This is a genomic window from Sphaerisporangium melleum, assembly GCF_014646695.1.
Taxonomy (GTDB): Bacteria; Actinomycetota; Actinomycetes; order Streptosporangiales; family Streptosporangiaceae; genus Sphaerisporangium; species Sphaerisporangium melleum.
Genome location: NZ_BMNT01000008.1, coordinates 175,768 through 200,129 on the forward strand (window position 1 = coordinate 175,768; position 24,362 = coordinate 200,129).

The following is a 24,362-nucleotide window of genomic DNA, read 5'->3' on the forward strand; positions in this document are numbered from 1 at the left end:
TAACGAAGCCGCACAGCAATCATTGTCACCCGACCCGTGACCGAACGTAGGGGAATCCGAACGATCCGTGAACACATCAGCAACCGCGCCGGCACCAGGAAGGTCGGGGCACGCTCGCGCCCTAACGGGCCCTCCCGCGCGGGCCTTCACCCCCGGCGTGAACACCGGAGCACTGGCCCCCACTCAGGTAGCGGAAGAACGACACCGGCAGGCACACCAGGCTGAACCGCCCGTCCGATCCGTACGCCTCCGACGCGACGCCGCGCTTCTCGCCGGTGGCGGCCTTCGCCGCGCGGTCCGACCAGGGGACATCCTCCAGGTCGACGTCGGTCCGGTCGGTCCACCCGCCCGGCGGTGGGTCGCCGGCGCACTGGGTGAAGTGGCTGCGGTAGGAGGTGTAGAGGTAGGCGCGGGCCCTGCGGTTGAGCAGCGCCCACTGGCGGGTGGCCGTCCAGAGCCGGGCCAGCTCGGGCAGCCGCTGGGCGTCGTTGTCGCCGAGGTTGATGTCGAAGCCGTTCCACTGGACGAGGTGATCGGTGAAGAACGGCGTGCGCCCGACCTGGCGCATCAGCGGGACCAGCCGGTCGCCGCTGCGGCTGTAGGCCGACAGCATGACCGCGCCGATGCGCTCGAACTGTGCCGGGCCCTTCAGCACCGCCGCGAGCGCCCGGTAGAGGTCGGTCAGCGCGTCCAGCATGCCGGCTGGGGTGAGCAGGTCGGCGAAGTTCCCGGCGACGTCGGCCACCGGGACGACGTAGGCCAGGTTGGGGTCGCGCTGCCTGAGCAGCTCGAACGTGCTGTCGGAGACGCTCGCCGTTCAGGAAACGACGTCCGGTGGGGAGACGAAGGCGGTGGCGAGGGCGGCGAGGAGGGGGTCGGTGCCGGCGGGGGCGAGCAGGGTGAGGCCATGCGGGCGGCCCGCCGCCGTCATGCCGCCCGGCACCGACACCGCCGCCAGGTCGAGCAGGTTGGCGAACGTCGTGTAGTGGCCGAGCACGGTGTTGCGCTCGATCGGGCTGTCCAGCATCTCGGCGACGGTGAAGGTCGTCGGCACGGTGGGCACGGCCAGCACGTCCATCGCCGACCAGGCCGGCCTGGTCGCCGCGCGCAGCTCGCGCAGGCGGTACAGCCCGCGGAAGGCGTCCACGGCGGTCAGGCCGGACCCGCCGCCGAGCACCTGGCGGGTGACCGGATGCAGCTCGCCGGGGTTGGCGGCGGCGAAGTCGCCCACGGCGGCCAGCCGTTCGGCGATCCACGGCCCCTGGTACAGCAGCCGGCCCGCCGCGAGGAACGGCGTGAGGTCCACCGGGACGAGCCGGTGCCCGAGGCCGGTCAGCCGCTTGACCACGTCGGCGAACGCCGCCTCGGCCGCCGCGTCGCCGAAGAACTCCGGCCGTTCCGGCACGCCGACCCGCAGGGGCCCGACGGCGGGCGGCACCGGCGGCGGTGCGGGAAACGGACGTGACCAGGGGTCGGCGGGCTCGTACCCCGCTATGACCGACAGCACCGCGAGCCCGTCGGCGGGGGAGTGGGCGAAGACGCTGGGGCAGTCCAGCGACGCGCACGCGGGCACCACGCCGATCATGCTCACCAGGCCCCGGCTGGGCTTGACCCCGGTGGTGCCGGTCATGGCGGCGGGCACCCGTCCCGAGCCCGCCGTGTCGGTGCCGACCGCGAACGCCACCAGGCCCGCCGCCACCGCGACGGCCGAGCCCGAGCTGGACCCGCCGGAGATCAGCCCCGGCACCAGCGGCGACTCGCACGCGCCGTACGGGCTGCGGGTGCCCGACAGGCCGGTGGCGAACTGGTCGAGGTTGGTCTTGCCGACCAGCAGGGCCCCGGCCGCGAGCAGCCGCTCCACCAGAGGGGCGGTCCGGGCGGGCAGGTAGGCGTAGGCGGGGCAGGCCGCCGTGGTGGGCAGCCCGGCCACGTCCACGTTGTCCTTGACCGCGAACGGCACGCCGTACAGCGGCGGCCGGGCCGCGGGATCGGGCCAGCGGCGGGCCAGCTCGGCGGCGTCGGCGAGCAGATCGGCCCGCGACCGCAGCGTGATCCACACGTGGTCCTCGCCCCGGGCGGCGACGCGGGCGAGCACCTCCCCGGCCACGCCGGCCGGGGAGAGCGTCCCGTCGCGGTACCCGCGGGCCAGGCCCGCGAGGTCGAACGTGAGGGTCATCGAACCCCTTTCACCGTTTCCCGCGGCTCAGGCGAGAAGGTCACCGGCACCTCTTCCCCAGGGCCGCGCGGGTCATGAGGCCGCGGGGACTTCGGCGGGGGCGGTCGATTCGGACACCGGCGTGCCCGCGGAGGTCTCCGTGCCCGGTCGCAGCAGCGCGAACCCGGCCAGCACAACGGCGGCGAACAGGTAGCCGAGGGCGACCTGGCCGTCGGCGTTCCACTCGACCCGTTCCCCGTGGATCAGCCCGACGAACGACAGGGCCGCGCCGATGGCGGCGTAGGCGGCGGCCCACAGGTACGACCGGTCGATGATGAACGCGGTGATCGAGCCGAGCACCAGCCCGGCGAGCACGGCCCCGCCGCCGAGCAGCATCGTCCCCTCGTACACCGTGCCGCTCTGCGCGATGGCCGCGTACCCGACCTGCCGGGCGCTCGTGCCCGCCGCGGCAAGGGCGTTGTCCATGTAGCCCTGCGCCCACGCCGCGATGTTCGGGATGATGGCGATCACCACGGCCACCGCGTGCGCCTTGGGCACCGCCTGGAACGCCTGCGCGCCGATGAGCAGCCCGATGTACAGCAGGATGGGGACGATCGCCGGGGTGGGGAACACCGCGCCGAGCAGCGAGAACATGCCGAGGAAGCAGAACGCCGCGATGACGGCGCCGCTGGCCAGCGAGTAGCCGCTGCGCCCGCCGGCGGCCTTCCATCCCGGGTGGCCGATGTAGACCGCGGGCGGGAACGGCGAGCCGAGCATCGAGCCGACCACCGCTCCGGCGCCGTCGGCGAGCAGCACCGAGCGCAGGTTGTAGGAGTCGCCCGCGGCGGCGGCGCTCTCGACGTTGCTCATGCCCTCGGTGAAGTTGTAGATGCCGAGCGGGATCGCGGTGGCCAGCAGCGGGGACACCTGGGCCAGCCCGTCCAGCAGCCGGTCGAGGTTGAACGACGGCAGGCTGACCGCGATGTCACGCGCGGCGGCGCCCACGTCGGCGGGGTTCATGTACCCGCCGATCCAGGCGATGGCGGTGCCGGCCAGCAGCGCGGCCAGCCCGACCGGGATGCCGCCGGGCAGCCGCAGGTCGGCGAAGAACCCGGCCAGGATGATCACCAGCACGGGCAGCGCGATCCACGCGGCCTCCCACATCTGCGCGGCCGGCCGCATCGAGATGAAGGCGATCGAGATGCCCGCCAGCGTGCCGAGCATCGCGGCGCGCGGGGTGAAGCGGCGGATGTAGGGGCCGGCGAACGCGCCGATCAGCACGATGAGGCCGATGATGAACGACCAGGCCAGCCCGGCCGCCCACGCCTGCAGCGGGTCCTTGGTGGCCAGGTAGGTCGGCAGCATGATCACGAAGACGACGATGAACATGTGCGGCACGCTCGGCCCGTACGGCATCGCGCACACGTCGTCGCGGCCCTCCCGGCGGGCCAGGCGCCGGGCCAGGTAGGCGTAGTAGACGTTGCCGATCAGCAGCTGGATGCCCATCGCGGGGAGGATGACCCCGAACACCTGCGCGCCGGGCAGGTGGACGACGCCCAGGCACAGGCCGCTCAGCACCAGCACGTTGACCAGCACGTTGAAGCCGAGCCCGAAGAAGGCGTTGGTGTCGCCGTTCACCCACCAGGGCAGGTGCGGGCGGGCGGGAGAGGGGGCGGGGGTGGCGGTCGTGGTCATCGTTCGCTCCACGTCTGCAGTGCCTTGAGGAAGTGGCCGGAGGGGGCGACCCACCCGAAGATGCCGCCCTGTGCCGCGATCATGCCGAGCCCGTGCCGCTGGAACTCGGGGAAGTAGGAGCCCACGCAGTCCGACAGCACCAGGCACTCGTAGCCCCGGTCGTTGGCCTCGCGGACGGTGGTGTGCACGCACACCTCGGTGGTGACGCCCGTGACGATCAGGCTGCGCACGTCCATGCCGCGCAGCACGCCGTCCAGGCCGGTCGCGTGGAAGGAGCCCTTGCCGGGCTTGTCGACGACGAGCTCCCCGTCGATCGGGGCCAGCTCGTCGATGATGTCGTGGCCGCGCTCGCCGCGGATCAGGATGCGGCCGTTCGGGCCGGGGTCGCCGATGCGCATCGACGGCGAGCCGCGGCGCAGCTTGGCGGGCGGGCAGTCGGACAGGTCCGGCAGATGCCCTTCCCGGGTGTGGATGACGGTCAGCCCGGCCTCGCGGACGGCGGCGAGCACCTCGCGCAGCGGCGGGATGACCTTCTGCAGCAGGGTGACGTCGTTGCCCAGGCTCTCCCCGAAGCCGCCGGGCTCGACGAAGTCGCGCTGCATGTCGATGACCAGTAGTGCGGTGTGTCCGGGGTCGAACCCGTAGGGGTACGGGTCCGCCTCGACGAGAAGCGGATCGGGCACGTCGCCTCCGTTCCTGGCGAAACCTCCTTTGTCGATTGTCGACAGAATTGTGTCGGCGGCTCGTCGGCCGGGTTACGGCTCTGTTAGCCGGGTGGTTCGGTGCCTCCTCATGCGGCAACCGGAGCGGGCGTGCCGTCAGCCGATGTAGGTGCGGGCGCCGTGCGCGGCCAGCGCGGCGACGGCGAGGTCCGCATCACCCGAGGCGATGGCCTCGTACAGGCGCCGGTGGCGCACCACGGCCTCGGTGGCGCTGCGCTGCTCGGCCTCCCGGCGCAGGTTGGCCGCCATGTACAGCTGGAGCTTGGCGATCACCGGCTCGTACGCCAGCAGGAGCTGGCGGTGCCCGGCGAGCGACACCAGCGCGATGTGGAACCGCCGGTGCGCCTCGTTCTCGGCCAGCGCGTCCCCGGTCTCGACCGCCGTGCCGATGCGCTCCAGCGCCTCGGCCAGCCCCGCCAGGTCGGGCGCCCCCGGCGGGGACAGCGCCGTGTTCACCGCGTACCGCTCCAGCACGTCACGCAGCCCGAACAGCTCGTCGACGTCCTTGCTGGACAGCTCGGTCACCCGCACCCCGCGCCGTGGCAGGTGCTCGACCAGGCCCTGCTGCCCCAGGGAGCGCAGCGCCTCGCGCAGCGGCGCCCTGCTGGTGCCGAACCGCTGGGTGAGCTGCTCCTCGATCAGCCGCTCACCCGGGGCCAGCGCCCCGGTCAGGATCTCGTGGCGCAGCCGCCGCATGGACAGCTCGACGAGACTGGGCGACTCCAGGAGCCCGTCAGATTCCACCCGCACACCTCCCGACGCCCATTCTGCGCGAGGTTCAGACGCCGGAGACGGCCGCCCCGTCGAGCAGGCGCCGGGCGCTGCGGTAGCGGGCGGCGTCGGTGCGGTCGCCGAGCACGACCCCGGCCAGCGTGTGACCGGCCCGGACCGAGGCGAACATCAGGCAGTACCCGGCCGGCCGGGTGTAGCCGGTCTTCAGGCCCTGCGCCTCGTCCGGCAGCAGCCGGTTGGTGTTGCGCCACACGTGCGCCCGGTGCGCGCCGGTCTTGGGCACGGCGTGCCGCGGGGTGCCGGCCACGACGGTGATGACCGGGTCGGACAGCGCGGCCCTGGCCAGCCTGACCTGGTCTTCGGCGGTGGACCGGTCGCCGCCGGGCTTGGGCAGGCCGTCGGCGTTGGTGTAGCGGGTGTCGCGCATGCCGAGGGCCCGGGCCGCGCGGTTCATCTTGGCCACGAACCCCTTCACCCCGGGCCCGTACCGCCGGGCCAGGGCGTTGGCGGCGTCGGCGCCCGAGGGCAGCATCAGGGCGTACAGCAGGTCGCGCACCGTGAGGCGTTCACCCGCCCGAAGCCCGGCGTGCGTGGCGCCGCCGTCCGCCGCGTGCCGCACGTCCTCCTTGGTCACCGTGACGACGTCGGAAAGCGACGCCGAGCGGCGCACGACGTACGCGGTCATGACCTTGGTCAGGCTGGCGACCGGGACGCGGCGGGTCTCGCGCTTGGCGTACTCCACCGTTCCGGTGGTCAGGTCGACCAGGTACGCCTCCGGGGCGGTCACCGCGACGGCCCCGCGCCGGGCCGGGCCGGCGGCGGTGTTCCCCGAGGCCACGGCATCCGGCGCGGCCACGACCGAGGCCGCCGCGACCGGGGCCGGGACGGGCGGAGCCGGGCGGGCGAGGGCGGGAACGGCCGGACCGGCCGCGACCAGGACCGTCACCAGGACAGAGAAGACCGCCATGCGCATCCCGTTATGATCGCATGTCCTCCAATGTGGCGACGTGCATTGACGACGGATCCTCCTGCGGCGAATCTGGTACTTTCCGCCGCGGTCCGGCCCCCGCACCGGCCCTCTCATGACTGCAAGCGGACGGCAAGCAGGAGACAACCGGCCCCGCGTACACCTGAGGGTGAACGAAAGGGGAGGGCATGAAAGCGGGCAGCAGCATGGAGCCGGTACACCGTTCGATGCCGATCGTGGCGAGCGGTGTGGCCAGCGCCGTCAAGCTGCTGGTCGCCACCCTCGCCCTCTGCGGCGCCTACTTCGGCGCGGCCGCCGGCGGATCCGCCGTGCCGGCCGCGGCCGGCGACCCGGCCGCCGCGATCCCGGCCGGCCGGGTGCGCACCGTCATCCTGTCCGCCCAGGCCATGCCCGCCGAGACCGGCCGCGAGCCCCGGGCGGGCGTGGTGACCGTCGGCCTGCGGGCGGCCGGGACCGGCTGCCGACGCACCTACCACGCCGAGAGCGTCCTCGACCCTGGACGTACCGGCTCCCCGGTGGTCTACGGCTGGCGGCTGTCGCGCTGGAGCCCCGCCGCCCACGCCTGGAAGACCCAGCGCTCCACACCCGAGGCCGTCCTGCCGGCGGGCGTGCGGAGCGTCGTGGAGTGGCACCCCCGGATCACCGGCCACCCCGGCCGCTACCGCGTCGAGCTGCTGGTCTCCGGCAGGGGCGCGATCACCGGCGCGAAGTTCACCGTCGCCTGCTGAGGCGGGCTCCCCGGGCCGCGTGCCGGCCGGGCCGGCGCGGGCCCGGCCGGCACGCAGGTTGAGGTCTACAGACCGTCGAGGCTCCCGCGCGCGGCGGCGGACCACCGGGGGACGCCGACGCGTTCGGCCACGGCCAGTGCCTTCTCGTAGTGGACGCGCGCGTCCTCCGGCTGGCCGAGGTGCCGGGCCAGGTCGCCGAGCGTCTGCGCCACCGGCCACAGGGCCACGACGCCGGTGCCCGCGCCCGCGATGCGGTCCGACAGCGGCCCGAGCGTCGAGTAGGCGTCCTGCATGCGGTCGCGGTCGCCGAGCAGCATGCCGGCCAGCGCCCGCCAGGTCGTCGCCAGCTCGTACAGGAAGTCGGGGCGGACCGGCGGACGGGCGGCGGCGATCGCCCGGGCGTCCTTGACGTGCCCGGCCGAGGCCAGCGCGACCGCGTAGGCGTCCAGCGTCCACTTGGCGCCGCGCCGGTGCGCCTCCTCCAGCGCCTCGACCATGTCGGCGGCCCGGCCGTCCACCAGGTGCAGGCAGAACGTCGTGATCATCGGCAGGTCCTGGCGGCCCTCCAGCATGCCCGCGCGCGCGGTGAGCCGGGCCGCGTTGCGGTAGGCCCGCTCGGCCCCGGCGTAGTCACCGGTGATCATCATGCGCATGCCGGCGTACCAGGCGCCGACGGCCGAGGGCGCCGGCAGGTCGTAGCGCCTGGCAAGCATCTCGGCGGCGCTCATCTGCGCGTCCGCCTCGGCGAAGTCGCCGCGCGCCGCCGCGCACTCCATGAGCACCAGGTGGGCCAGCGACTGCACCGCGATCTGCCCGGAGGCCGCGCCGACCTCCAGCAGCTCGCGGCCGATGGCCTCCCGCTCGTCCACCACCGTGATCACGTACGACTGGCGGAGCCGGCCGCTCAGCGCGACGGCGAGCAGCGCGGGGTCGCCGCTCTGCCGGGCGAGCTCCTCGGCCTCCAGCGACGCCTCGTACCCGCGGCCGGTGGCCGAGCCCTCCAGCTCCAGCGCCAGGGTGGCCAGCAGGCTGGCGCGCAGCGATTGTTCGCCCGGCGGCAACTCGATCAGCGCGCGCTCGGTGACGTCGACGATCTCCCACGCCGTGCGGGTGAAGTCGCGGGCGATGCCCTTGTGCGGCACGGCCACCGAGGCGGCGATGCGCGCGGTCAGCTCCAGGTCGCCGAGCGGCAGGGCGGCGTCCATCGCCTCCCGGCGGCGGGCCCGCGCGGCGGTCATGTCGCCGCACAGCGCGAGCGCCTTGATCAGCCGCAGTTGCAGCAGCAGCCGCTCCTTGGGCGGCCCGCCGGTGGGATGGGCGCGGTCGAACGCGGCGATGGCGCGCTCCCACAGGGTCGCGGCCTCACGGTGGGCGAAGCGCCGCTCGGCCTGCTCGGCCGCGAGCCCCGCGTAGCGGACGGCCTTGGCCGCGGTCTCGGCCGTGCCCGCCGCGTCGTAGTGGTGGGCAAGCGCGGCCACGTCGGACGGCGAGCGGCTCTCGATCACCGAGGCGACCGCCGCGTGCAGGCGCGACCTGCGCAGCCGCGAGGCGTCGGAGTACAGCGTGTCGCGCACCAGGTCGTGGTCGAACCGTAGCCTGCCCGGGCCCGGCTCGGTCACCAGCCCGGCCAGCAGCCCGGCCTCGACGGCGTCCACGACGGCGTCCTCGTCGCCCGAGATGTCCACCAGCACGTCGATGTCCACGTCCCGGCCGATCACCGCGGCCTGCAGCAGGATCTGCTGTGCGGTCACCGGCAGCCGGGCGATGCGCCGGCGCAGCACGTCGCGCACCCCGGACGGCACCTCGGAGATCACTTCGGCGGCCGTGGCGCGGTGGCCGTGCCCGGTGGCCTCGGAGTCCAGCAGGCGGACCGTCTCGCGGACGAAGAAGGGGTTGCCGCCGGTGCGCTCGACGATGCGGCTCACGGCCTCCTCGTCCACCTCGCGCACGCAGGTGGCGCGCACCAGCTCGGCCACGGCGCCCGCGTCGAGCCCTTCCAGGCCGACGCGCACCGGGCCGAGGCGGGCGAGGGCGGCGAGCACGTCGGACTGCTGGTCGTTCAGCTCGCTGTCGCGGCAGGTCACCACGAGCAGCACCCGGCTCGTGGCGAGCAGGCTGGGCAGCGCGCGCAGCAGGGCGAGGGTCTGGTCGTCGGCCCAGTGCAGGTCTTCCAGAGTGATCAGCACCGGCGCCTGGCGGGCGATGCCGGCGATGTACCCGCCGACCGCCCGGTGCAGGCGGAACCCGCCGGACGCCTGGTCGTCCTCGTCGGCCGGAGCGGCGTCGTCCAGCAGCGGCGCCAGCAACTGGGCGTACTCCCCGGCGCCGCGCCCCTCGACCAGGGCGCGCAGGACCTCCACCCAGGCCCAGCCGGGCGGGGTGGCGCTGCTGTCGGGGCAGCCGCCCGAGGCGGTGATCCAGCCCTGCCGCGCGAGCTCCTGCCGGAGCCGGCGCACCAGCGTGGTCTTGCCCGCGCCGGGGTCGCCGCCCACCACGGCGGCGGTGAAGCGCCCGGCCAGCACGTGCGGCGCGGCGCCGGTCAGCCGGGCGAGCTCGGAGTCCCGGCCGACGAACGGCTCGTCCGGCAGCGGCGGCACGTCGGCGGCCGGCGACTCCGGGCGCGGCGGCCAGGTGCCGGGCGCCTCGGCGGCGCGACGCTGCCGCTGCGGGACGGTCAGCTCCAGGCCCGGCGCCTGGGAGAGGATGTCGGACTCCATCTTCCGCAGCGCGGGGCCGGGGTCGATGCCGAGCTCGTCCGCCAAGGTCGTGCGGGCACGGCGCAGCGCCGCCAGCGCGTCGCCCTGCCGGCCGCAGCGGTACAGGCCGAGCGCGAGCAGCCGCCAGCCCTCCTCGCGCAGCGGATGCTCGGTGGTGAGCGCCTCCAGGTCGGGCACGATCTCGGCGTGCAGACCGAGGCGCAGCCCCGCGTCGGCGTGGCGCTCCCGGGCCACGAGCCGCAGCTCGGCCAGCCGGCTGACCTCGGCCTCGGCCCACTGCTGCTCGGCGAAGTCGGAGTAGGGCGTGCCCCGCCACAGGCCGAGCGCGGTCTCCAGCGCGGCGCGCGCCCGCTCGGGGTCGTCCTCGTCGAGGTACTTGCCGGCGGAGCGGACCGCGGACTCGAAGCGCAGCGCGTCCACCTGCTCGGGGGAGGTGCGCAGGGCGTACCCTGAGGCGACCGTGACCAGCAGGCGGTTCGGCCCGCCGCGCGGACGGCCGGGCTCCAGGACACGGCGCAGCCGCGAGATGTACACCTGAAGGCCCGACTGCGCGCCCTTGGCGCCCTCGTCGGTCCACAGGTCGAACAGCAGCGTGTCGACCGGCACGACCTGGCCGCGTGCGACCAGTAATCGCGCGAGGACGGCGCGTTGCCGCAGGCCGCCGAGATCGACCTCGCCATCGCCGTCGTCGTACGCCTCGACCGGGCCAAGAACGCGGAACGTCACCATGTCAGCCGCCACGCTATGCGCGCCCGTCGAGCACACACAAGCTATTCGTCAAGGCCCGCCTTCCTTCGGTCGTCCCCGTCATGATCTCTCGGGCGGGCCACACGGGGTGGCACGAGGCTACAGCCGTTCCAGCGATCGCAGTAATTCTCATTCCCGGTTCATCCGGCCGGGGACGGGTCCCCGCTTCGGTCTCGCGCGGGCGGGCGCGGTCATGGGGAGACCCCGGCGCAGGGGTGCCCTTTGAGAAAGGACGGACGGCGGGTCAGGCGCGGGAGGCGGGGGCGGGGGAGCGGTCGCCGTTCGCCGGGCGGCGGCGCAGCAGGGACCAGGCCCCGAGCGCGAGGCCGCCCCAGGGGATCTCGATGGTGTAGGTCCAGAACCCGAACAGGATCGCCGAGGCGATCGCCGCGTCCGCGGGCTGGCCGAAGGCGATGAGCACGGCCGCCACGCCGCCCTCCATGATGCCCGCCCCGCTGGGGGTGACCAGCGCGCTGGTGAGCACCCTGCTGACCGCGAAGACGGCCACGATCTCGGCCGGGCCGGGGTAGGCGCCGGTGGCGACCGCGCAGCAGGCCATGATCAGGCACTGCAGCACCAGGAAGGCCACCATGCCCAGCGACAGGCCGGGCCAGCGCCGGTGGACCACCTCGGTGGTGTCGGCGCGCAGCCGGTGGATCGCCTCGGAGGCGTAGTGCTCGGCCGGGCGGAACCGCCGGGGCAGGACGCGCAGCACGGCGTCCAGGACGCGGCCGAGAAGGTCGGCGGCGCGCTGCCAGTACAGGGCGGCGGCCACCACGGCGACCAGCACGAGGATCGACCCGGCGCCCGCCCAGGCCGCGCTGACCAGCTTGCTGTCCGGGATGCGCCCGGCGACCAGCAGGGCGATGATCCCGACGGCGGGCAGGATGAACCGGAACAACGTGTTCCAGATGCCGGTGACCAGCGTGTACACCACGACGGGCCGGGCGGCGAAGCCCCAGCCCTTGGCCATGGCGAAGGTCAGCGCCACCCCGGCCGCGCCGCCGAACGGCAGCAGGTTGCTCACGGCGCTCCCCGCGCCGTTCAGCGTGAGCGCCTGCAGGTGGGTCAGGCCGGGCAGCCCCGAGGTCATCACGAAGGTGTAGGCGTACAGGCTGGCCAGCCACAGCGCGGTCATCAGCCCGATCATCGGCCAGCTCAGCGCCCCGAACTGCGCGCCGATCGCCTGCCAGCTCACCTCGGCCCCCGTGAGCCCGTGCACGATCTGCGGCAGGAACACCACGAGCAGGACGGCGAGGGCCAGGGAGGCCACCGACAGGCCGGCCCGCACCCACTTGCTCCGCATCCCCGCTCCTCACGTCCACCCGTGCCCGTGCGCCCGTGCCGTCCCGGGCCCGCCGACCGTACTCCTGACGCCCGGCGAGGGCGACCCCGGCCCTGCGGGTCAAGGACGACGGCGCCTGCCCGTGTCCCCCGTCCGGCCACACGCGACCACGCCGGACCACGCGGGCGGGAGGTCCTCGTACGTCCCAGTCTGCCGGGAGGCCGCAGGGGGTTTCTCCTCCGTAAGGACGAGATCGTCCCCTACCCGGCGTCGTCGCCGGTCACCGGGCCCGCGGCGGGCGGCTCGTCGAAGGGGTGCCTGAGCCGGGTGCCGGGCGGCAGGTCACGACGGACGTACCACTCGGTGCCGAAGATCAGGCGGTACAGCGGGCCGGGGACGCGCAGCATCACCGCGAGCGTGCGGTCGGTGTCGCCGCCGGTCGCCTGGCTGGTGTGGGCGGCCATGCTCTCCCGCTTGGCCTTGGCGTACCTGCGCACGTTGACCCGGTGGGTGATCACCTCGCCGGGGGAGTAGGCCGTCTCGAACGAGCGCACGTCGAACTCCGGCGGGAAGCGGTAGAAACGCCGGGCGAGCCGCAGCCCCGCGAGCAGCGGATCACGGTTGACCGTCGCCTCCAGCAGGATCGGCGTGCCGGCGATGCCCGCGGCTCGCTGCCCCACCCGGTAGACCTGCACGTGGTCGGGGTGGCCGTACCCGCCGGCCGGGTCGTAGATCGTCAGCAGGTCGGCGGACTCCTCCTTCAGCACGGCCGCCAGCCGCTGGGCGGCCTCCTCGACGTCGGCGTCGATGAAGGCGTTGTCGGGACGGTCGTGGCCGACGCCGCCGCCCGGGGCGAGGCCGGAGTCGCCGTAGCCGAGCAGCACCACGCGGGCCACGCCGAGCCCGGCGGCCGATGCGTACAACTCGGCCGTGCGCGCCTCGGCCAGCGCCTCGCCGTGGGGCAGGTCGGCCAGGCCGCGCTCGCCGGCGGTCGCGACGACCAGGACGACCCGATGGCCCTCGGCCGCCAGCATCGCCATGGTCCCGGCCGTCAGCAGCGCCTCGTCGTCGGGATGGGCGTGGAAGAAGACCGCGGTACGTGCCACCTCGCCATGATTCCATGACGGCCGCCGCGCGGGTCCCCGGCGTCTCCCAAGCCGGGGTGCCAAGAAGCCCACCGCAACCCGTCAAGAACCGTCCCCGCTCTCCGCGAGGTGGCGTCCAGGGCCGATTCGCGGTCCGGCTCGGCCCGCGCCGGGAGCGGCCGGCGCGTTTGATGCCGCTGGCGGGCTCTGCCAGTCTGGCGGAGTGCGGATCCTTCACGTGAGCGACTGTTACCTGCCCCGGCTCGGCGGCATCGAGGTGCAGGTGGCCGATCTGGTGCGGTCGCAGTCCGCGTCCGGGCACGACGTCGAGGTGGCCACCGCCACGCCGGGCGAGCGTCTCCCCGGGGTCCACCGCATCGTCGCGCGCATGCCGTTCGACCTGCCCGTCCACCCGCGCGGCACCGGCCACCTGCTGCGCCTGATGACCGCGCGCCGCCCCGACGTGGTGCACGTGCACACCGGCGCGGTCTCGCCGTTCGCCTGGATGGGGGTGCGCGCGGCCGTGCGCGCGGGGCTGCCCGTCGTGGTGACCGTGCACAGCATGTGGGACCCGGTGACCCGCGCCCTCTACCGCGGGCTGGACGCCGTCTTCGGCTGGACGGGCTGGCGCATCGCCGGCACCACGGTCAGCCAGGCCGCGGCCCGGCCGATCCGCGCGGTCACCGCCGGGCGCGTCCCGCTGGACGTGGTCTCCAACGGACTGGACGTCTCGGCGTGGCGTCCCACCGGCGAGTTCCGCCGTGAGCCGGGCGAGGCCGTCCACATCGTGGCCGTGGGGCGGCTCGCGCCGCGCAAGCAGCCCGTGCGCCTGCTCAGGCTGCTGCTGGAGGCCAGGCGGCGGGTGCCCCGGGAGATTCCGATGCGGGCGACGCTGGTGGGCGACGGGCCCGCGCGCGGCTCGATGGAGCGCTTCCTGCGCGCCCACGGTATGCAGCGGTGGGTGTCGCTGCCCGGGCGTTACTCGCGGGAGCAGATCCGTGAACTGCTGGCCGCGGCCGACGTGTTCGTGGCGCCCGCCCCGCGCGAGTCGTTCGGCATCGCGGCGCTGGAGGCGCGGGCGGCGGGAGTGCCCGTGGTGGCCCGGGCGCAGAGCGGCGTGGCCGACTTCGTGCGTCCCGGCAAGGAGGGCCTGCTCGGGCGGACGTTCGACGATCTGGTGCGCGCGGTGGCGCGGCTGGTGCGCGATGGCGAGCTGCGCGAGCGGATCACCCGGCACAACAGGGAGACCGACCTGACCCGCTGCACCTGGCCGGTCGTCCTCGCGGGCTTCGAGCACTGCTACGAGCGGGCGAGGAACGCGGTCGCGACCGGCACGAAGGGCTCGCGCGCGCCGGAGCACTGACCGTCGCCGGGCCGGCATCCGGGGCCGGGACGTGCCGCGGGCGAAGACGCGGTGCGGTGGGCCGGCGGGCCCGCGCGGGGGTGATGACGGCCGGTACCGCTCGGCGACCGGGTCGCGGTCACCCTGTCACAGGCTCGCGCAGGGCGATGAGGGCCACGGCGGGAACGCCGGAGCGGTCGCGACCCCTCGCGGGGGCGCCGGGTGGTGGGCCGTGGAGAGGCGCTAGAAGGGAAGCACGCGGCCGGACGGGCTTCGGAGGTCTAGGGGGTCCGGGCGGCGCACGGGCTTGGGTCTCGGGGTGATGAGAATCCGCTTCACGTCCTTCTCCTTCGGTACGGGCTCACACTTCCCTCGTGACTCGTCGGCGGACAGGTCCTTTCCCGCGAGGCGGGAGGTTCCGCGGTCGGGCGAGGTGCGTCGGACCCGACCTCACCTCCTGTTTACCCTTTCCAGGGCTTCCGCAGACGCTTTCGACCTCAGTTTCTCCGATCTTGGTAGGCCGCGTAACCCCTACCCGGCCCCGCAGCGGCGACGCGCCGCGTACCGGCAAGATCAGGTAACGCGTTCGGTGGACTCCTCCAAACCCTAAAAATCCGATGTTTCCGGCGATTATCCATCGTGTTGCGGGTCTTCACCCCGGGGCACGGTGCGTAGTGCGCCGGTCACCGTGCCGTCCCGGCGGGCCGCACGCCTCGCGGTGATCTCGGGCCGCCGCCCTCGCCCGCGGGCCTTCCGCGCCGGGACCGCTCGTCAGTGGACGGCGTTCCACACCGCGAGCGCGGTACGCCATACGAGCAGGGTCGTCTCGACGCCCAGTCGCAGCCATTCGCGGCGATCGCGGTTCGCGCGCCCGCCGTGCCGCCTTCTCCGCCTGTCGGCCATGGGGCCCCCTTTCGTCGCCGGGCTCGGCGGCGGCGGGGACGACGGGTCCACCGCCGGGCGCGGGCCGCCGTCGGGTGGCTCGCGCGAGGACAAGGGTGGACTCCTGGCCGGGGACCGGGGGGCTGGTCGGCGGGCCGTTTTCCGGGCGCAACCGTGCCGGGCGCGTTGAACAGGTTTCGCGTGCGCTCACGGCGCCGGCCGGCGCGAACCGCTCACCCAGGTGAAGTCGTTTCCCCGGGCGCACGCGCGGTCATCGACATGATCGTACCCGCTGGTAATGACCTTGTAACTCCTCGTGTGGTCACTCGTGGCGCAGGGTGAAGGCCGCCTCCGCGTCCCCCACGCCGACGCTGCCCACCGCCCACAGCCCGGTGATGCCGGGGACGCGCACGATGCCCGTGACGCGGATGTCGTCGGACTCCTCGTACTGCTGGTCGTCGCGGTGCCGGCGCAGCAGCGGCCCGTACGAGCGGCTCCACTCCCGCCCGTCGAAACGCAGGAACAGCACCTGGCCGGAGTGGTCGGCGTCCACGCCGCTGATCCACACCTCGTCCGGGCCGAAGGCCGTCAGGCCATCGAGCCTGCCGCGCGGGACCGGGATCGCGACCCGCCGCCAGGAGGCGCCGTCGGAGTGCAGGACGATCGGAGTCGGCGCCTGTTTCCCGTCCGGCGACGCCGGCACGTACCCGACCGCCCACACATCGGCCGGGGAGACCATCCAGATCCGGCGCAGCACGCCCCCTGGGATGCTGGGCGTACGGACCTGCTGCCAGGACTGCACCCGCGTGCCGGAGATGGCGGCGCCGTGCCAGATCATCGGCTCGCGCGGCGGCTCTCCCCGGGGGGCGTCGTTGCCGACCGCCCACACGTGCCCGGCCTTGGCGGTGACCGCCGTGAAGAAGCCGTCGGCGCGCAGCGCACTGTGGAAGTTCCGCCCGTTCCACTCGACGATCACCCCTTCGGTGGCGTTGTGGCCGACCAGCCACGCCTCCCGGCCACCGCGCGCCGCGACGTCGGTCAGGGTGTAGTCCTCGGCCACGCCGAAGGGCCGCCACCCGCTCCAGCGCACGCCGTCGAAGTGCGCGGCGTACGGGGTGTCGCGGTTGCCGACGACCCACACGTCGCGCGGGCCGGTGGTGCTCACGCCTTCCAGATGCCAGGCGTCCGCCTCGCGCACGGGTGTCTCGGTCCAGCGCGTGCCGTCCCAGTGCTGCAGGGCGGGGAGGCCTTCGCGGTCCTCGGCGCTGCCCTGGTAGCCGGCCGCCCACACATCGCGCGGGCCGCTCGCCGCGACGTCGAGCAGCGCGGCACTGCCGCCGACGCCGCCGGTCACGATCTTCCAGCTCGGCGAGGCGGCCGTCTCGCCGGTGGCCGACGGGCTCGGGACGGACGCGGACCCGCTCGGGACGGGGCCGCCCGTCCCGCCGGCGCCCGTGCGCGTGGCGGCGCTCGCGGACGGGCCGGTCGCCCGCCCGTCGCCGCCCGAGCAGGCGGTCACGACGAGGGGCAGGGCCACGGTGAGGGCCAGGAAGAACGGTGCGAGCGGCCGGTGGCGCGGTGTCCCCATAGGGCGGCATGTTCGCAGCAAGCACCGCGGACACGCCACCGTATCGGCCCCGGCGCGCGGTGTTCGGTCAGCGAGGGATCGCGAGCGCCGCCCGATTTCGGACGCTCTCGCCTGTCGTTTCGGTCCACGCCCGGGAGCCGCCGCCCGTCCTCCGGGGCCGCCGCCCGCATCGCCCGGAAACCGTGCGGGCTCGGACCGGGTGCCGTTCCCGTCCCGCCCCGGGAGCCGGGCGGCGGCCGTCTTGCGAGCACGGCTCGCGCGGGGCGTGGTCGCGCGAGCCGTACGCCGGGTCAGCGCCGGATCACGTGCAGGACGCTGGCGATGCGCTCCGCCGCCGTCACGATGTCGGACGCGTGGCCGATGCGGCCGGCCCAGGAGAGCCAGAACCACCACTCGCCGTCCGCCGCGTTGGCGGCCAGTACGTCCTCGGTGACGGCCGGCGCCATCGGGTTGATGACGCGAAGGCGCGGATACAGCCCGGTGCGGGCCGTCAGGCGCACCTGGAAGGCATGTGCTTCAAGCTGGGCGGCGAGCCGCTCGAGGTGGTCGATCGCCTCGGAGGACTGCGCGCCCGGTGCTGCCGTCTTCATCATGGTCTCCAGCGGTGACACGGCTGACCGGATGGGGAACAGAGTGAACCCGGTCCGCGCCACGCGGCAATCAGAGCAAATCCACTGATAAGTGGAATACCGTCGAGTGGGACGGGGGTTTACGTGGAAATCACGCGGGTGGCCGTGCATCAGTCCCATAACGCTGTGGGCTAATAGGTGCCGACTGGTTAACATCGGGGAAACATCCGTAAGGCGAAGACTCCAGGTGGGCGGAGGGGCGACAGATGGCCCGTGGAGAGCATGCCCCGGCGTGTGCGAGACGCTGGCGTGAGCAGGCGGTTTCCCGGCAGTGGACGCTGTGGCAGACCGCCCAGGCGATCAACAGCTGCTGCGGCGTGAGCCTGCTCAAGGCCCACCGGCTCGCGCGCGGCTGGTCGGCACGCCAGGCGATCGAAGAGCTCGAGCGGCTCTGCGAGACGCACTCGCTCGGCTTGCCGCGCGCCAGCATCGACCTGCTCAACGCCTGGGAGAACAACCGGGCGCGCCCCCGGCCGCAGACCATCGACCAGATCGCCCGGCTGTACTCCGCGAACGCCGTGCGCCTCGGCCTGGCCGCCGACTACACCGACGACGGCGAGGGCCCGAACGTCGTGGTGGTCGCCCCGAACCACATCGTCCCCGCCCCCGCGACCCCGGTCGACGAGCCCGCCGTGCCGCGGCCGCAGCGCACGCCGGCCACCGACCAGGACGACGAGTCCGAGCGGCGGGCGCTGTTCCACCACGCGCTGCTCAGCTCCGGCCTGCCGCTCAACGGCCGCCTGCTCGCCGAGGTCGAGCGCACCCGGCAGGACATGGACCGCACGCTCGCCTCCGCCACCATCACCGAGGACCAGCTCGACCGGCTGGACGAGCAGGTCCTGCGCTACCGCCGGGAGTACATCAAGAGCGCGCCGCTGCCGATGCTGTACCGCCTGATGCTGGAGATCGCCGACGTGCGCAGGCTGGTCGCCGTCCGGCAGCCCGCCGCCACCCAGCGCCGCCTGCTCAACGCCACGACGATGCTCGCCCTGCTGTCGGCGGACGCGCTGATGAAGCTCGGCGACACCCGCCAGGCGCACGCCTGGTACGGCACCGCCCGCACCGCCTCCGACGACATGGGCGAGGTCAGGCTGCGCGCGCTGGTGCGCGCGCAGGAGGCCATGCTGCCCTACTACTACGGCGACCTCACCGAGACCGTGCGGCTGGCCCGCGAAGCGCGGATGCTCGCCGGGAGCGCTCCAAGCTCGCCCGCCGCCCTGGGCGCGGCGGCCGAGGCGCGTGCGCTCGCCCGCATGGGCGAGCACCAGGCCGCGCGCGCCGCGCTGGCCGAGGCCGAGCGCATCTTCTCGCGGATGCCCCGCGAGGGCGCCGACCACCTGGCGTTCCGCTTCTCCGAGCGGCGGCTGCAGTTCTACCGCATGGGCACGCTCATCGAGCTGGGCGAGGCCGAGCAGGTGCAGGAGTGGATCTCCCGCTCCGCCAGCCCGTACACCATCGACCCCGCGCTGGTCTTACTCGACCAGGCCGCCCACGTCGCCCGCGAGGGCGACTACGACCAGGCGTGCCGGCTCGCCGAGCAGGCCCTCACCCAGGTGCCGCCGGAGCACCGCACCTCCATCGTGGTGACCCGCGCCCGCTCGCTGCTGGCCGTCATCCCGCGTGCCCAGCGTCGCACCCCGGCGGCGCGCCACCTCCACGACCTGCTCGCCGAGGCGGGTCCGCAGCTCGCCCTGGAGCGTCCATGAACAAGCTGGCGGAAGAGGCCGCCGGGATCCTCGGCGAGGTGTGCGAGAGCGTCGGCCTCGACGCCACGGGGGCGCAGTTGCTGCGGGTGCGCAGCAACGCCGTCTTCAAGCTGCGCGACGAGATCGTGGTGCGCATCGCCACCGCGCCGGACGCCATGACCCGGCTGCCGGTCGTGCTGGCCGTGGCCCGCTGGCTCGCCGACCAGGGCTTCCCCACGGTCCGCCCGGCCGACGAGCTGTGCGACCAGCCGCTGGTGTACGACGGGCGGGTGGTGACGTTCTGGCACTACGTGCCGGCGAGCGGGCGTCCGACCACCACGCAGCTCGGCGACATCCTGCGCAGCCTCCACCTGCTGCCGGTGCCGCCGTTCCCGCTCAAACGGCTCGCCGACCCGCTGGCCGAGGTGCGCGACTCGGTCGAGCACCGCAAAGAGGTGCTCACCCCGTGCCAGCGCGCCTGGCTGCGCGACCGGGTGGCCGAGCTGACCTCGCGCTGGGCCGACCTGGACACCGCGGGCCCGCCGGTGCTGCTGCACGGCGACGCCTGGATCGACAACCTTCTGCGCTGCCAGGACGGGCACGCCGTGCTGTGCGACTGGGACGGCGTCGCCATCGGCCCCCGCGAGTGGGACCTGGTGCACACCTACCACGGGCAGCGCCGCTTCGGGCTCACCGCCGAGCAGGTCGACGACTTCGCCGGCGCGTACGGCTCCGACCTGCGCGCCTGGAACGGCTATCCGACCCTGATGGAGATCAGGGACATGTACGCGGTCGGCATCCACATCCGCAACGCCACCCGCGACCCGTTCTCCCGCAAGGAGCTGCCGCGCCGCCTCGACTCGCTCACCCGTGGCGACGGGCAGGCCCGCTGGTACCTCGCCGAGCCCGCCTGACCCACTCCTGCCCGCGCCCGCCGGCCGCGCTCCAGGCCGCCCGGCGGGCCGGAAGGGTTGGTCCGAGCGGAGGCGTTCCCGTCCGGCCGCCGGTCGGCTTCGTCCTGACCCGGGGGCCCATATTCTTTTACCCGGTGACACGGCTGATTCCTTTGTGACCCCAGAGGCGGGCGACTACTGTCGGCGCTGTTGCAGTCGTAGTTTCCTTGAACGCCCTTTCACCTTCGAAAGCGGCCGCGGGAAGTCTCCCGACAGCGGTCGTTCTTGCTTCTTCACTCGTCCGGTGGATGCAGAGTGTCCGCTACGCAGCCGTGCCGCCGACCTGACGGCACGTGAAGCCCTCGAAAGGGAGAAGGCAAGTTGTCTGAAGGCACCGTCAAGTGGTTCAACGCCGAGAAGGGTTTCGGCTTCATCGCTCCGGACGACGGTAGCGCCGACGTGTTCGTGCACTACACCGCGATCGTCTCCGGCGGCTACCGCAGCCTGGACGAGAACCAGCGCGTCACGTACGTGACCGTCCAGGGGGCCAAGGGGCCCCAGGCGGACCAGGTCACGGTCCTCTGACCCGCCGTCCTCGTCCGGGCCCGTACCCTCACCAGGTGCGGGCCCCCGGCCTGCATCGTCCCGGCCGCCGGTCCCCTTTACCGCCTCCCGGTCGATAGTTTGCCGTTTCCGGGGGTAGATGCGGCCGGATGAGACTGACGCAAACCTCAGATCTGTGGTGGAAGAACGCGGTCGTCTACTGCCTCGACGTGGAGACGTTCGCGGACGGCAACGGCGACGGCATCGGGGATTTCCGCGGCGCCACCGAGCACATCGATCACCTCGAACGGCTCGGCGTGACCTGCATCTGGCTCATGCCGTTCTTCCCCAGCCCTGACCGGGACGACGGGTACGACATCACCGACTTCTACGCGGTCGACCCGAGGCTCGGCACGCTGGGGGAGTTCGTGGAGTTCATGCGGGTCGCCCGCGACCGCGGCATCCGGGTGATCGCCGACCTGGTGGTCAACCACACCTCCGACGAGCACCCGTGGTTCAAGGAGGCCCGGTCGAACCGGGACTCGCGCTACCGCGACTGGTACATCTGGTCCGACGTCCCCGAGCCCGACGACCCGCAGGGTGTGGTGTTCCCCGACGCGGAGGACTCGCTGTGGGAGTACGACGAGGGCAGCGGCCAGTACTACTACCACCGGTTCTACCGCTTCCAGCCGGACCTCAACGTCGCCAACCCCGACGTACGCGACGAGATCGCCCGCATTCTCGGCTTCTGGATGGAGCTCGGCCTGTCGGGGTTCCGGGTCGACGCCGTGCCGTTCCTCATGGAGGACGTCTCCCGCAAGGAGGAGGCCGGCCACGAGCAGCCCGAGAGCGGGGAGGCGGCCGACCGCAAGGCGCAGGAGGCCGGCCTGCCTGACGTCCACGAGTTCCTGCGCGACATGCGCGCCTTCATGAACCGCAGGGACGGCAGCGCCGCGCTGCTGGGCGAGGTCAACCTGCCCTACCCCGACCTGCGCAAGTTCTTCGGCAACGACCTCGGCAACGAGGTCACGATGTGCTTCGACTTCATCGGCATGCAGCGCATGTACCTCTCACTGGCCCGCGGCGACGCCCGGCCGCTCGCCGAGGCGCTGCGCGAGCGTCCCGCCCCGCCCAAGGACAGCCAGTGGGCCACGTTCGTCCGCAACCACGACGAGCTGACGCTGGACAAGCTGACCGAGGCCGAGCGCAAGGAGGTCTTCGAGGCGTTCGGCCCGGACAAGAACATGCAGCTGTTCGGCCGCGGCCTGCGCCGGCGCCTGCCGTCGATGCTGGGCGGCGACATGCGGAAGATCAAGATGGTGTACAGCCTGCTGTTCTCGCTGCCGGGCACCCCGGTGCTCTTCTACGGCGAGGAGATCGGCATGGCCGAGAACCTCGACGTGCCCGGACGTGAGGCGGTGCGCACGCCGATGCAGTGGACCCCGCACGAGAACGGCGGGTTCTCCACCGCGCACCCCTCGAAGTTCCGCAACCCGCTCGTGACCGGCGAGTACGGACCCGAGCACGTCAACGTGAGCGCCCAGCGGCGCGACCCGGACTCCCTGCTCATGTGGATCACCAAGCTGATCGAGCAGTACCGCGGGTGCCCGGAACTGGCCTGGGGGCGCTACCAGGTGCTGGAGACCGGATCGCCCGCCCTGCTCGCCCACCGCGCCGACATCGACGGCGCGACCGTGCTCGCCGTGCACAACTTCGCCGGCGAGACGGTCTCCTGCGAACTCACCCTCGACGGACTCGACGACGGCAAGGTGCTGACCGACCTGCTCATCGACGGCACGGTGGAGATCGGCGCGGACGGCCGGGTCTCCCTGGAGCTGGACCCGTACGGCACCCGCTGGATGCGCGCCTCCGAGCCCGAGCTGGCCCCCGCCGACGCCGGCGACATCGCCGACTCCCAGGCGCGCGACTCCTGACCGCCCGCGACGTCCCGGCCGTCCGGTCAGGGCGGCCGGTGGCCTGACGGGACGCGGATCCGGGGAGCACCGGCGTCGTTCGCGCTGCTGAGAGGGGCCGACCCTGAGCCGTGTCCCCGAGGCCGGGACCCGCCCCGGCGGTCACGGGCCGGGGTCGCCTCCGGGACGCTCCAGGGGTCGTTCCGGACGATCTCCCGATGCCCGCGCACCAGGCCGGACGGGACAGTCGGGTGCATGACGACCCCTTTGACCGCCGGCGGCCTCGCCGCCCTCACCGCGGGCGGTGCCGCCATGACGGCGCTGCACGTCACCTCCGGCCTCGACCCGCTGCACGGCATGATCAGCGAGTACGCGTTCCACCCGAACGGGTGGCTGCTCGCCGCCTCGCTCACCTCGTTCGCGGTGGGCGCGGCGCTGCTCGCCGTGGAGCTGTCGCGGCGCGGCGCGGGCCGGGCCACGGTGACGCTCCTCGGCGTGTGGGGCACCTGCATGCTGCTGATCGCGGCGTTCCCCACGGACCGGCCCGGGATGTCGCTGTCGATGTCCGGGGGCATCCACCGCTATGCCGCGTTCGTCGCGTTCCTGGCCATGCCCCTGGCGGGCCTGGCCGCCGCGGCCCGGGGTGGCCGGCACGCGGCGGCGCTGCGCGGCCTGAGCCTGGCCGCCGCGTGCTTCCTCGTCCTGGTGGTGGCCCCGTACGTGGTGCGCATGGCCGGCATGGACCCCGGCGCCGTCCCGGCCGGGCTGACCCAGCGTCTGGTCGTGGTCACCGAGGTCGTCGTCCTGGTGCTGCTCGGTCTGCGGGCCGCGGGGGATCGGCCGGAGGGGTCAGATGAGGCCGAGCTGCCGCACCGCGTCGCGCTCCTCGCCCAGCTCGCGCACCGAGGCGTCGATGCGCTCGCGGGAGAAGGCGTTGAGGGTCAGGCCCTGGACGATCTCCCAGCGGCCACCGCGCGAGACGGCGGGGAAGGACGAGATGAGACCCTCGGGCACGCCGTAGGACCCGTCGGACGGCAGGGCCGCGGAGGTCCAGTCGCCCTCGGGGGTGCCGTTCACCCAGTCGTGCACGTGGTCGATCGCGGCGTTGGCCGCCGAGGCCGCCGAGGACGCGCCACGGGCCTCGATGATGGCGGCGCCGCGCTTGGCGACCGTGGGGATGAAGGTGTCGCGCAGCCAGGTCTCGTCCACCTGCTCGGCGGCGATCTTCCCGTTGACCTCGGCGTGGTACAGGTCGGGGTACTGCGTGGCGGAGTGGTTGCCCCAGATGGTCATCTTGCTGATGGCGGTCACCGGGATGTCCAGCTTGCCGGCGAGCTGCGAGAGCGCGCGGTTGTGGTCGAGCCGGGTCATCGCGGTGAACCGCTCGGCCGGGACGTCCGGGGCGTGCGACTGGGCGATGAGCGCGTTGGTGTTGGCCGGGTTGCCCACCACCAGCACGCGCACGTCGTCGGCCGCGTGGTCGTTGATGGCCTTGCCCTGCGGCCCGAAGATGCCGCCGTTGGCCTGCAGCAGGTCGCCGCGCTCCATGCCGGCGGTGCGCGGGCGGGCGCCGACCAGCAGCGCGACGTTCGTGCCGTCGAACGCCGTGTTGACGTCGTCGGTGATGTCGATGCCCTGCAGCAGCGGGAACGCGCAGTCGTCGAGCTCCATGGCGGTGCCCTCGGCGGCCTTGACGGCCTGCGGGATCTCCAGCAGGCTCAGCCGCACCGGCACGTCGGGGCCGAGCAGATGGCCCGAGGCGATGCGGAACAGCAGCGCGTAGCCGATCTGGCCTGCGGCGCCGGTGACGGTGACCTTGACTGGACCCTGCGTCATGTCGATCCCCTAGGTGGGCGGTTGACGTTTCGTGAACAGCACGAAAGGTTATCCCGTCGATCGCCCCCCTCCACCACGCAGGTCCTCCCCTCGGGGCGGGCCCGCACGGCCGTGCCCCGGCCGCGGTGCGCCCCGGCCCTCCCGCCGTTTCCCGGGCTCCTGCGGGCCCGTGCACCGGCGGGAGGGCCGGGATCGCG

General features: G+C 73.6%; 19 protein-coding genes and 1 pseudogene. 7 read left to right on the forward strand and 13 right to left on the reverse strand.

The window, feature by feature from the left end; all coding sequences use genetic code 11:
- Positions 1 to 121: 121 nt before the first annotated feature.
- From IEY93_RS09335 to IEY93_RS09360, 6 genes are all read right to left on the reverse strand, one after another.
- Complete coding sequence (locus IEY93_RS09335; RefSeq protein WP_189162573.1) at positions 122 to 745, reverse strand: hypothetical protein; 624 nt, start codon at positions 743 to 745, stop codon at positions 122 to 124.
- 72 nt (positions 746 to 817) lie between these two features.
- The gene (gene atzF, locus IEY93_RS09340; protein WP_189162574.1) at positions 818 to 2,176 is read right to left on the reverse strand and encodes an allophanate hydrolase; all 1,359 of its coding nucleotides are present in this window, start codon (positions 2,174 to 2,176) and stop codon (positions 818 to 820) included.
- Positions 2,177 to 2,248: 72 nt separating this feature from the next.
- Positions 2,249 to 3,850: a SulP family inorganic anion transporter gene (locus IEY93_RS09345; protein ID WP_189162575.1), complete on the reverse strand. Its 1,602-nt coding sequence runs from the start codon at positions 3,848 to 3,850 to the stop codon at positions 2,249 to 2,251.
- Positions 3,847 to 4,533, reverse strand: a complete 687-nt coding sequence (locus tag IEY93_RS09350) for a cysteine hydrolase family protein (RefSeq protein WP_189162576.1) — start codon at positions 4,531 to 4,533, stop codon at positions 3,847 to 3,849. The genes IEY93_RS09345 and IEY93_RS09350 overlap by 4 nt, the downstream gene beginning before the upstream one ends.
- 135 nt (positions 4,534 to 4,668) lie before the next feature.
- Positions 4,669 to 5,316, reverse strand: coding sequence for a GntR family transcriptional regulator (locus tag IEY93_RS09355; protein WP_203968199.1), 648 nt, complete (start codon positions 5,314 to 5,316; stop codon positions 4,669 to 4,671).
- A gap of 34 nt (positions 5,317 to 5,350) precedes the next feature.
- Positions 5,351 to 6,271 (reverse strand): D-alanyl-D-alanine carboxypeptidase family protein, encoded by a 921-nt coding sequence (locus IEY93_RS09360; protein WP_189162577.1) that lies wholly within the window; start codon positions 6,269 to 6,271, stop codon positions 5,351 to 5,353.
- Positions 6,272 to 6,459: 188 nt separating this feature from the next.
- Here IEY93_RS09360 and IEY93_RS09365 point away from each other — a divergent pair, with 188 nt between their 5' ends.
- The gene (locus IEY93_RS09365; RefSeq protein WP_189162578.1) at positions 6,460 to 7,020 is read left to right on the forward strand and encodes a hypothetical protein; all 561 of its coding nucleotides are present in this window, start codon (positions 6,460 to 6,462) and stop codon (positions 7,018 to 7,020) included.
- A 65-nt stretch (positions 7,021 to 7,085) separates the two neighbouring features.
- Here the strand turns inward: IEY93_RS09365 and IEY93_RS09370 are convergent, their stop codons facing one another.
- From IEY93_RS09370 to IEY93_RS09380, 3 genes are all read right to left on the reverse strand, one after another.
- Positions 7,086 to 10,466 carry an ATP-binding protein gene (locus tag IEY93_RS09370; protein ID WP_189162579.1) on the reverse strand — a complete coding sequence of 1,127 codons (3,381 nt, stop codon included), beginning with the start codon at positions 10,464 to 10,466 and terminating at the stop codon, positions 7,086 to 7,088.
- 262 nt (positions 10,467 to 10,728) lie between these two features.
- Positions 10,729 to 11,790 (reverse strand): lysylphosphatidylglycerol synthase domain-containing protein, encoded by a 1,062-nt coding sequence (locus IEY93_RS09375; protein WP_189162580.1) that lies wholly within the window; start codon positions 11,788 to 11,790, stop codon positions 10,729 to 10,731.
- A gap of 239 nt (positions 11,791 to 12,029) precedes the next feature.
- Positions 12,030 to 12,875, reverse strand: a complete 846-nt coding sequence (locus tag IEY93_RS09380) for a PIG-L family deacetylase (protein ID WP_189162581.1) — start codon at positions 12,873 to 12,875, stop codon at positions 12,030 to 12,032.
- 217 nt (positions 12,876 to 13,092) lie between these two features.
- On the opposite strand from IEY93_RS09380, the gene IEY93_RS09385 reads away from it, so the two are divergent.
- Positions 13,093 to 14,217 carry a glycosyltransferase family 4 protein gene (locus tag IEY93_RS09385; RefSeq protein WP_229691002.1) on the forward strand — a complete coding sequence of 375 codons (1,125 nt, stop codon included), beginning with the start codon at positions 13,093 to 13,095 and terminating at the stop codon, positions 14,215 to 14,217.
- Between the two features lie 750 nt (positions 14,218 to 14,967).
- Here IEY93_RS09385 and IEY93_RS39320 read toward each other — a convergent pair.
- The 3 genes from IEY93_RS39320 to IEY93_RS09395 all read right to left on the reverse strand — a co-directional run bounded on the left by IEY93_RS39320 (position 14,968) and on the right by IEY93_RS09395 (position 17,256).
- A complete protein-coding gene (locus tag IEY93_RS39320; RefSeq protein ID WP_268241547.1) occupies positions 14,968 to 15,099 on the reverse strand; it encodes a hypothetical protein in 132 nt (43 codons plus the stop codon).
- Positions 15,100 to 15,400: 301 nt separating this feature from the next.
- Positions 15,401 to 16,666: a hypothetical protein gene (locus IEY93_RS09390; protein WP_189162583.1), complete on the reverse strand. Its 1,266-nt coding sequence runs from the start codon at positions 16,664 to 16,666 to the stop codon at positions 15,401 to 15,403.
- A gap of 290 nt (positions 16,667 to 16,956) precedes the next feature.
- Entirely contained in the window at positions 16,957 to 17,256 is a 300-nt protein-coding gene (locus IEY93_RS09395) for a hypothetical protein (RefSeq protein ID WP_189162584.1), read from the reverse strand.
- Positions 17,257 to 17,501: 245 nt separating this feature from the next.
- Between IEY93_RS09395 and IEY93_RS09400 the strand changes: the two genes are divergently transcribed.
- From IEY93_RS09400 to IEY93_RS39720, 5 genes and pseudogenes are all read left to right on the forward strand, one after another.
- Positions 17,502 to 19,001 carry a helix-turn-helix domain-containing protein gene (locus IEY93_RS09400; protein ID WP_189162585.1) on the forward strand — a complete coding sequence of 500 codons (1,500 nt, stop codon included), beginning with the start codon at positions 17,502 to 17,504 and terminating at the stop codon, positions 18,999 to 19,001.
- Entirely contained in the window at positions 18,998 to 19,894 is an 897-nt protein-coding gene (locus IEY93_RS09405; protein WP_189162586.1) for a phosphotransferase enzyme family protein, read from the forward strand. The genes IEY93_RS09400 and IEY93_RS09405 overlap by 4 nt, the downstream gene beginning before the upstream one ends.
- Positions 19,895 to 20,254: 360 nt before the next feature.
- Positions 20,255 to 20,458, forward strand: coding sequence for a cold-shock protein (locus IEY93_RS09410; protein WP_189162587.1), 204 nt, complete (start codon positions 20,255 to 20,257; stop codon positions 20,456 to 20,458).
- Positions 20,459 to 20,586: 128 nt separating this feature from the next.
- Positions 20,587 to 22,350: an alpha-amylase family protein gene (locus IEY93_RS09415; RefSeq protein WP_189162588.1), complete on the forward strand. Its 1,764-nt coding sequence runs from the start codon at positions 20,587 to 20,589 to the stop codon at positions 22,348 to 22,350.
- A 336-nt stretch (positions 22,351 to 22,686) separates the two neighbouring features.
- Positions 22,687 to 23,091 (forward strand): annotated as a pseudogene (locus IEY93_RS39720) (DUF998 domain-containing protein); the annotation flags it as partial.
- 87 nt (positions 23,092 to 23,178) lie between these two features.
- Here IEY93_RS39720 and IEY93_RS09425 read toward each other — a convergent pair.
- The gene (locus tag IEY93_RS09425) at positions 23,179 to 24,165 is read right to left on the reverse strand and encodes a malate dehydrogenase (RefSeq protein ID WP_189162589.1); all 987 of its coding nucleotides are present in this window, start codon (positions 24,163 to 24,165) and stop codon (positions 23,179 to 23,181) included.
- Positions 24,166 to 24,362 lie beyond the last annotated feature (197 nt).

Excerpts from the sequence above, each read along its gene's own strand:
- IEY93_RS09405 (WP_189162586.1), top strand. The coding sequence starts at position 18,998 with ATGAACAAGCTGGCGGAAGAGGCCGCCGGGATCCTCGGCGAGGTGTGC.
- IEY93_RS09415 (WP_189162588.1), top strand. The coding sequence starts at position 20,587 with ATGAGACTGACGCAAACCTCAGATCTGTGGTGGAAGAACGCGGTCGTC.
- IEY93_RS09390 (WP_189162583.1), bottom strand. The coding sequence starts at position 16,666 with ATGGGGACACCGCGCCACCGGCCGCTCGCACCGTTCTTCCTGGCCCTC.
- IEY93_RS09375 (WP_189162580.1), bottom strand. The coding sequence starts at position 11,790 with ATGCGGAGCAAGTGGGTGCGGGCCGGCCTGTCGGTGGCCTCCCTGGCC.
- IEY93_RS09400 (WP_189162585.1), top strand. The coding sequence starts at position 17,502 with ATGGCCCGTGGAGAGCATGCCCCGGCGTGTGCGAGACGCTGGCGTGAG.
- IEY93_RS09395 (WP_189162584.1), bottom strand. The coding sequence starts at position 17,256 with ATGAAGACGGCAGCACCGGGCGCGCAGTCCTCCGAGGCGATCGACCAC.
- IEY93_RS09425 (WP_189162589.1), bottom strand. The coding sequence starts at position 24,165 with ATGACGCAGGGTCCAGTCAAGGTCACCGTCACCGGCGCCGCAGGCCAG.
- IEY93_RS39320 (WP_268241547.1), bottom strand. The coding sequence starts at position 15,099 with ATGGCCGACAGGCGGAGAAGGCGGCACGGCGGGCGCGCGAACCGCGAT.
- IEY93_RS09345 (WP_189162575.1), bottom strand. The coding sequence starts at position 3,850 with ATGACCACGACCGCCACCCCCGCCCCCTCTCCCGCCCGCCCGCACCTG.
- atzF (WP_189162574.1), bottom strand. The coding sequence starts at position 2,176 with ATGACCCTCACGTTCGACCTCGCGGGCCTGGCCCGCGGGTACCGCGAC.
- IEY93_RS09360 (WP_189162577.1), bottom strand. The coding sequence starts at position 6,271 with ATGGCGGTCTTCTCTGTCCTGGTGACGGTCCTGGTCGCGGCCGGTCCG.
- IEY93_RS09370 (WP_189162579.1), bottom strand. The coding sequence starts at position 10,466 with ATGGTGACGTTCCGCGTTCTTGGCCCGGTCGAGGCGTACGACGACGGC.
- IEY93_RS09365 (WP_189162578.1), top strand. The coding sequence starts at position 6,460 with ATGAAAGCGGGCAGCAGCATGGAGCCGGTACACCGTTCGATGCCGATC.